This window comes from Caulobacter sp. P1_B12_2 (genome assembly GCF_056406675.1).
Map to the genome: position 1 here is coordinate 1 of NZ_JBFTZS010000242.1, position 6915 is coordinate 6915.

The 6915-nt window shown below is 70.4% G+C and carries 6 protein-coding genes and 1 riboswitch; of the genes, 3 read left to right on the forward strand and 3 right to left on the reverse strand.

Annotated elements, in window-relative coordinates:
• Positions 1-40: 40 nt before the first annotated feature.
• The gene (locus AC1DZ6_RS15330) at positions 41-853 is read right to left on the reverse strand and encodes a CAP domain-containing protein (RefSeq protein ID WP_477098021.1); all 813 of its coding nucleotides are present in this window, start codon (positions 851-853) and stop codon (positions 41-43) included.
• A gap of 50 nt (positions 854-903) precedes the next feature.
• Here AC1DZ6_RS15330 and AC1DZ6_RS15335 point away from each other — a divergent pair, with 50 nt between their 5' ends.
• Positions 904-1467, forward strand: a complete 564-nt coding sequence (locus tag AC1DZ6_RS15335; RefSeq protein WP_477098022.1) for a nucleoside 2-deoxyribosyltransferase — start codon at positions 904-906, stop codon at positions 1465-1467.
• 162 nt (positions 1468-1629) lie between these two features.
• Here AC1DZ6_RS15335 and metE read toward each other — a convergent pair whose 3' ends face one another.
• A complete protein-coding gene (metE, locus tag AC1DZ6_RS15340) occupies positions 1630-3966 on the reverse strand; it encodes a 5-methyltetrahydropteroyltriglutamate--homocysteine S-methyltransferase (protein WP_477098023.1) in 2337 nt (778 codons plus the stop codon).
• Between the two features lie 118 nt (positions 3967-4084).
• A riboswitch (cobalamin riboswitch) is annotated at positions 4085-4313 on the reverse strand.
• A 52-nt stretch (positions 4314-4365) separates the two neighbouring features.
• The gene (locus AC1DZ6_RS15345; protein ID WP_477098025.1) at positions 4366-5025 is read right to left on the reverse strand and encodes a tRNA1(Val) (adenine(37)-N6)-methyltransferase; all 660 of its coding nucleotides are present in this window, start codon (positions 5023-5025) and stop codon (positions 4366-4368) included.
• Positions 5026-5264: 239 nt separating this feature from the next.
• Here AC1DZ6_RS15345 and AC1DZ6_RS15350 point away from each other — a divergent pair, with 239 nt between their 5' ends.
• Together AC1DZ6_RS15350 and AC1DZ6_RS15355 are read left to right on the forward strand one after the other, a co-directional pair.
• Positions 5265-6275 (forward strand): polyprenyl synthetase family protein, encoded by a 1011-nt coding sequence (locus AC1DZ6_RS15350; RefSeq protein WP_477098026.1) that lies wholly within the window; start codon positions 5265-5267, stop codon positions 6273-6275.
• Between the two features lie 34 nt (positions 6276-6309).
• Positions 6310-6879, forward strand: coding sequence for a hypothetical protein (locus AC1DZ6_RS15355; protein WP_477098024.1), 570 nt, complete (start codon positions 6310-6312; stop codon positions 6877-6879).
• Positions 6880-6915 lie beyond the last annotated feature (36 nt).

A 6915-nucleotide genomic window follows, 5' to 3' on the forward strand; every position in this document is an offset into this window, starting at 1 on the left:
GCCCTTGGCGGTGATGGATCCGCCAAGGGCCTTTCGTCAGCTAGCCCAGCACGAACACCGGGCCCCAAGCCACCTGATACTTCCGCGCGCCGGTCGACAGGTGCGGGCGCAGCTGCCAGGCGCCCGGCGGCAGGGTCTGGGCGCCCGGGGCCTCGACATAGGTCTCCACCAGCGCCTCGGCGCCGGGTTCCGACACCGAAAACTGGTCTATGCGCGGGACGGCGTTCGACAGGGCCGAGGCGATGGCGGCGACCGACGCCACCCGCAGCGGTGCGGGGACGGCCAGGCGGGCCGAGACCTCGGCATAGGCGCCGACCGCGATCACCTCGCGACCCTGGCGCATCACGCCGTAGCCGACATGGGTGAAGCCCGGCGCCAGCAGGTTGGCGCGGTGGCCGGGGCTGGTCTTCCACTGGCCCATGATCTGCTCGGACCGCACCGCGCCGTCGGCGTTCAGGCGCTCGGCGATGTTCTCGGCCGGGGCGCCGATCAGGTCGCGGGCCAGCAGGCCAACGCGAGCGGCGGGACCGAAGCCTTCGCGGGTCATGTGGTCGAAGACACCGGTGCGCGCGATGTCGGCGGCATGAGCGCGGGCGGCCAGGGTCAGGCCGGGATCGGGCGCCAATTCCGACAGCCCCCGTCCGCGCCGGAAGATGTCGCCCAGGTCGTGCAGGTCGGTCTCGAAATCGGCATCGAAATCGCCTCGGCTTTCGGCCAATTGGCGGCGCAGGCGGCGGTCATAGGCCAGCCAGGGGTCGCTGGTGGCGGCCCTCGTTGGGTTGGGGGCGAGGCCGGGCAGAACCAGGGCCGAGGCGGTGGCGGTGATCAAAGTGCGGCGGTCCAGGGTGATCATGGTCCTCAAGGCGGTTGACAGCGTCCCGTTTCGGCAAGTTCTAAGGGGCCATGAGACCCRTACGTTCCATCTGGCTGGCCGGACCCGAGCCCTGGCTCCCCGACGCATCCCTTCAGGCCGCGCGCCAACGCGCGCTCTGTGAAGACAACGGCTTCACCGGCCTGACCGCTCCCGCCATCGTCGAAACCCAGCCTGACAATGTCGAGATCCAGGCCCGCGAACTCTACGCCGAGAGAATGGCCAAGCTGCGGCAGGCCGACGCCGGGATCATCAATCTGACGCCGTTCCGTGGTCCGTCCTGCGCCAGCGCCGCCGCCTTCGAGGCCGGGGTGCTGGCCGGGCTGGGCCGGCCGATCATGGCCTATGTCAATGTGGCCGACGAGAGCGAGGCCGAATATGTCGACCGGGTCGAGGTGCATGTCGGCGCCCAGCGCGACGAGCACGGCGTCTGGCGCGACGGCGACGGCTGCGTGGTCGAGGACTTCGGCCTGCCCGAGACGGTGATGCTGTGGGCCGAGGCCCGGCGGCTGTTCGTGATCATCACCGACGATCCGCTCCACGACCTGACCGGGCTGGAGATGTGCCTGGAGGCGCTGGCGCTCTACGCGGAGTAGGGGGAGGCCCACGCACTTGCCCCCACCTGGCGGCTTCGCCGCCTGTCCGCCCCCCATGGGGGGCGGAGGACGCCGCGCGCGCCGCTCCTCTTCCCCCTATGGGGGAAGACGATCGCGAAGCGATCCGTAGGGGGCAAGTGCGTGAGGTGAACCGAGCGAGCGCTACCCCGCCGCCAGGGCCGCCCGCGCCGCTTTCGCCGCCGCCACCATGTTGACCAAGGCCGGCCGCACCTCGTCCCATTTGCGGGTCTTCAGGCCGCAGTCGGGATTGACCCACAGCTGGCCGGGCGACAGCCGTGCGCCGGCGCTGGCCAGCAGGGCGATCATCTCCTCGGGGCCCGGCACGCGGGGCGCATGGATGTCGTAGACGCCGGGCCCTATCTCGGCCGGATAGGCATAGGCCTCGAAGGCGTCCAGCAGCTCCATCTTCGAGCGGGCGGTCTCGATGGAGATGACGTCGGCGTCCATCGCCCCGATCGCGGCGATGATGTCGTTGAACTCCGAATAGCACATGTGGGTGTGGATCTGGGTGTCGTCGCGGACGCCCGAGGCCGTCAGGCGGAAGGCCTCGACCGCCCAGTCCAGATAGGCCTGGCGGTCGGCGCGGCGCAGGGGCAGGCCCTCGCGCAGGGCCGCCTCGTCGATCTGGATGATCTTGGCCCCGGCCGCCTCCAGGTCGACCACCTCGTCGCGGATCGCCACGGCGATCTGGCGGCAGGTCTGGCTGCGCGGGATGTCGTCGCGCACAAACGACCACTGCAGGATGGTGACCGGGCCGGTCAGCATGCCCTTCATCGGCCGGTCGGTCAGCGACTGGGCGTAGCGCCACCACGCCACCGTCATGGCTCTGGGCCGCGACACGTCGCCGAAGATGATCGGCGGCCGCACGCAGCGCGAGCCGTACGACTGCACCCAGGCATGCTTGGTGAACACGAAGCCCGAGAGCTGCTCGCCGAAATACTGCACCATGTCGTTGCGCTCGAACTCGCCGTGCACCAGCACGTCGAGGTCGATCTCCTCCTGCCAGGCCACCGCGGCGGCCGTCTCCTCGCGCAGGAAGACCTGGTAGTCGGCGTCGGCCAGGGCGCCCTTGGCGTGGGCCGAGCGGGCCTTGCGCACGGCGCTGGTCTGGGGGAACGAGCCGATCGTCGTGGTCGGCAGGGGCGGCAGGTTCAGGCTGGCCCGCTGCAGGACGATGCGCTGGCCGAACGGCGCGGCGCGTCGGGCGTCGTCGGGCGTCGCCGCCGCCAGCCGGGCCTGGACGGCCGGATCGTGGATGCGAGGCGAGGCTCGTCGTGCCGCGGCGGCCTGGGATGCGGCCTCCAGGGCCGGCCGAACGGCGTCGCGACCCTCGTTCAGCGCCCTGGCCAGGACGGTCAGCTCCTCGATCTTCTGAACGGCGAACGCCAGCCATTGGCGGACCTCCGGATCCAGGCCCGTTTCCAGCTCCCGGTCGATCGGCGTGTGCAGCAGCGAACACGACGGCGCCAGGATGACGCGGTCGCCGCCGCGCTTGGAGACGATCGGGTCCAGACGGTCGAGCAGAGCCTCCAGATCGGCCCGCCAGACGTTGCGGCCGTCGATCACACCCAGCGACAGCACCAGGCCTTCACGGGCGGCCGAGAGCACCGCGTCCAGCTGTTCAGGCGCACGGGCCAGGTCGACGTGCAGGCCGTCGACCGGCAGGTTGGCGGCGGTCGACAGGTTGTCGCCATAGGCCCCGAAATAGCTGGTCAGCATGATGCGCAAGCCGGGCGTGGCGTGGGTCAGCAGGCCATAGGCCCGGCGCAGCTCGCCGCGCTCGAAGTCGGTCAGGTCCAGGGCCAGGCAGGGCTCGTCGATCTGCACCCAGTCGGCCCCGGCGGCCGCCAGGCGCCGCAGCACCTCGACATAGACCGGGATCAGCGACGACAGCAGCGATAGGGTCGAGAAGCCCGGATCGCGGGTCTTGGCGAGCTTGAGGAAGGTGACGGGGCCCAGCAGCACCGGCCGGGTGCGGATCCCAAGGGCCTTGGCCTCCAGGAACTCGTCGATCGGCTTGGTGGAAGCCAGGGTGAAGACCTGGCCGCGCGACAGCTCGGGCGTCAGGTAGTGATAGTTGGTGTCGAACCACTTGGTCATCTCCATGGCCGGCAGACCCGCGCCGCTGGCGTGACGGTGGCCGTGCTCGCAGACCTGCGCCTCGTCCTGGGTCCCGCGCGCCATGGCGAAATAGGCCGCGGTGTCGACCGGTCCGCCGGTCCAGCCGTAGGTCGCCGGGATGGCGCCGACCATCACGCTGGCGTCCAGCACGTGGTCGTAGAGCGAGAAGTCGTTGCTGGGCACGTGATCCACGCCCAGCGCCTTCTGACGGATCCAGGCCTTGGCGCGCAGGTCGGCGGCCGTGGACAGCAGGGAAGGGGCGTCGATCTTGCCGGCCCAATGGTCCTCGAGCGCGAGCTTCAGCTCGCGGCGCGGGCCGATGCGGGGAAAGCCCAGGGTGGCGACGGTGACGGTCATTTCAAAAAGCCTCTGCCGGTGATGTGACGGAGGCTGGTCGGGACGCGCGCAGGGGATCGCGCACGGACATGCGTGTCCGGTCGCGCCTTGCCAGCGACCAGACCGGGCACCCCGCCGGAGGACGTTATCTGTCGGGGCAGGTCTCCTGGCTCACGGGTCAGCGCCCCTGTCCTGGCCTTCCCGACACGCCACCGATCCAGCTCGGCGCGTCAGTGACACGTAACGGACAGCGGCTCGCCGCTCACAGTTGCGGGGGCAGCGCCGGATTCGGGTTTTCAGGCCCTCACCGACTTCCCTCTTAGCTCCGGACGCGCGAACGCCCGCAGACCACGACGAGCGTAGAGAGCGCGCGTTCCAGTCGACCGTCAAGAGGGATATAAAGATATCCTTATATGATTTTCACCAGCCGAGCGCCGCGTCGCCGCGCAGGATGGCTTCGGCCGCCGGCGAATGGCCCGCCCCCTCGCGCTCGTGCAGCACCAGGGGCGGCAGCAGGACCAGCGGGGCCTTGCCGGTCTTGATGGCCCGCACGATCACCCGCTTGGCCGGGGCGTCAGCGAAGGGCGAGACGGGGCGAATCCTGAACGAGCCGGCCTTGGGGGCCAGCAGCGCGAGGATGTCGGCCAGACGGTCGGCGCGGTGGATCAGGGTGATGGTCCCGCCTTCGCGCACCGCTTTCAGACAAAAGGCCGTCCAAGCCGCCAGGCCGCCGTCGGCCATCCAGGCGCCGGACTTCTCCGGCGCGGGCGCGCGCAGGGCGGCGGGATCGTCGAAAAACGGCGGATTGCTGATGATCGCGTCGAACACTGGCAGGTCCAGGGCGCGAAAGCCGCGCTCAACGTCGCCGGAGACGATCTCGACGCGATCCTGGAGGGCGTTGAGCGCCGTATTGCCCCGCGCCAGCTCGGCGGCGGTGGGATCGCGCTCCAATCCGACGAATCGGGCGCCCGGACGGCGGGCCGCCGCGGCCAGCAGCGCGCCGCCGACACCGCAGCCGGCCTCGATTACCCGGTCGTCCAGATCGGCGTCGCAGGCGGCCGCCAGCAGAGCCGCGTCCATGCCCGCCCGGTAGCCCGCGACGGGCTGGCGCAGCCTCACGCGGCCGTTCAGGACGGTGTCCTCGGTGACGCCCGAAGGCTTCGCGGACGCGGGTATCTCGTTCGGCAACGTTTCAAGCCTTGTGCTCGCCTTGACCCTGACCTATCCCGCCACCATTGTCGCTCGCAACGGCTGATCAAGCCCAAGGGACGCGAGGCGCACGCCGACCGCCGGCGGGCGTCAGCAGGGAGAGTATGGTTTTGGACGCAGCTGCAGCGACCCTCGCCCGCGAGCCGGGATCGGTGGATCGTCTCGTGCGGCTGGCCGCCGCCGACATGGCCGGGGTCGATGCTCTGATCACCGCGCGCATGCAAAGCGAAGTGCCGGTCATCCCCGCCCTGGCCGAGCACCTGATCGCCGCGGGCGGCAAGCGCCTGCGTCCGCTGCTGACCGTGGCCGCCGCGCGCCTGGCCGGGTCAGACAACGACACCTGCCTGAAGCTGGCCGCCGCCGTCGAGTTCATCCACACCGCCACCCTGCTGCACGACGACGTGGTCGACGGCAGCCAGCTGCGGCGCGGCAAGGTCGCGGCCCACCTGATCTGGGGCGCGGCGCAAAGCGTGCTGGTCGGCGACTTCCTGTTCGCCCGGGCCTTCGAGCTGATGGTCGAGACCAACTCGATGAAGGCGCTGGAGATCCTGGCCAAGGCCAGCCGCGTCATCGCCGAGGGCGAGGTGCTGCAGCTCACCCGCAGCCACGACCTGAACCTGTCCCAGGCGCTGTACCTGGAAATCATCGCCGCCAAGACCGCCGAGCTGTTCGCCGCGGCCTCGGAAGCCGGCGGCGTCTCGGCTGGCGTTTCGCTCGCCCAGTCGGACGCCCTGCGCGCCTACGGCATGAACCTGGGCCTCGCCTTCCAACTGGCCGACGACGCCCTCGACTACGGCGGCACCACCGAGGCCCTGGGCAAGAACGCCGGCGACGACTTCCGCGAAGGCAAGGCGACCTTGCCGCTGCTGCTGGCCATCGCCCGCTCTGGCCCCCGTGAGGCCGAGTTCTGGGAGCGGGCCATCGGCCGTCGCGAACAGACCGAAGCCGACTTCCGCCGGGCCCGCGAACTGATCGTCGGCACCGGCTCGCTGGAAGCCACGCTGGACCTCGCCGCCAACTATGCCGACAAGGCCAAGGCGGCGCTGTCGGACTTCCCGGCCAACGACTGGCGCACCAGTCTCGAGAGCCTGGCCGACTTCGCGGTCAGCCGGCGAACCTGACATGACCTGGGCGGGGGGAAACAGGACCAGCAACATGCTTCCGCTGCCGCCGGAAGGTCCGCTGCCGTCCCTGAACACCGTCCTGAAGGCCACCCCTGAGAACCCCAGCGGCGACCCGCACGGCCACGCCCACCAGGCGGGCGAGGCGGCCGGTCAGGTGATCGGCGGCGGTCTGGGCGTTCTGGTCGGGTTCGGTATCCTGCTGTTGATGTTCGGACCGGTGCTGTGGGCCCCGCTGTGGGCGGCGTTCTCGGCCGCCGTGCGGGTCAAGGCCTTGGCGCATAACGGCTGGCTGACGGCCGGCGCGGCGATCGCCGCCGGCTTGGCCGTGGCCTTCATCCAGTTCCTGCTGCTGGTCCAGAAGAGCCCGCTGCTGCGCTATCCGGCCGTGCTGCTGTTCTCGCTGGCGTGGGTGGGCGGGCTTTGGCTGGAGCTGACCGCCCCACCGCACAATTGGCTGGTCCCGCCGCCCTGGCATGCGCCAGGGCCCTGGGCGATGGGCCTCGTCGGCCTCGGCACGGTGATCTATGCCGGCCTCTACCTGCTGATCCTCACGCGCTTCGGCAAGGGCCGGTGGGCGCGCAAGTGGCAGCTGATCAAGTAGGCTGAAGCGTCCTGCGTCCTTCGAGGCCCGCTATCG

Excerpts from the sequence above, each read along its gene's own strand:
- AC1DZ6_RS15330 (WP_477098021.1), bottom strand. The coding sequence starts at position 853 with ATGATCACCCTGGACCGCCGCACTTTGATCACCGCCACCGCCTCGGCC.
- metE (WP_477098023.1), bottom strand. The coding sequence starts at position 3,966 with ATGACCGTCACCGTCGCCACCCTGGGCTTTCCCCGCATCGGCCCGCGC.
- AC1DZ6_RS15345 (WP_477098025.1), bottom strand. The coding sequence starts at position 5,025 with ATGGACGCGGCTCTGCTGGCGGCCGCCTGCGACGCCGATCTGGACGAC.
- AC1DZ6_RS15355 (WP_477098024.1), top strand. The coding sequence starts at position 6,310 with ATGCTTCCGCTGCCGCCGGAAGGTCCGCTGCCGTCCCTGAACACCGTC.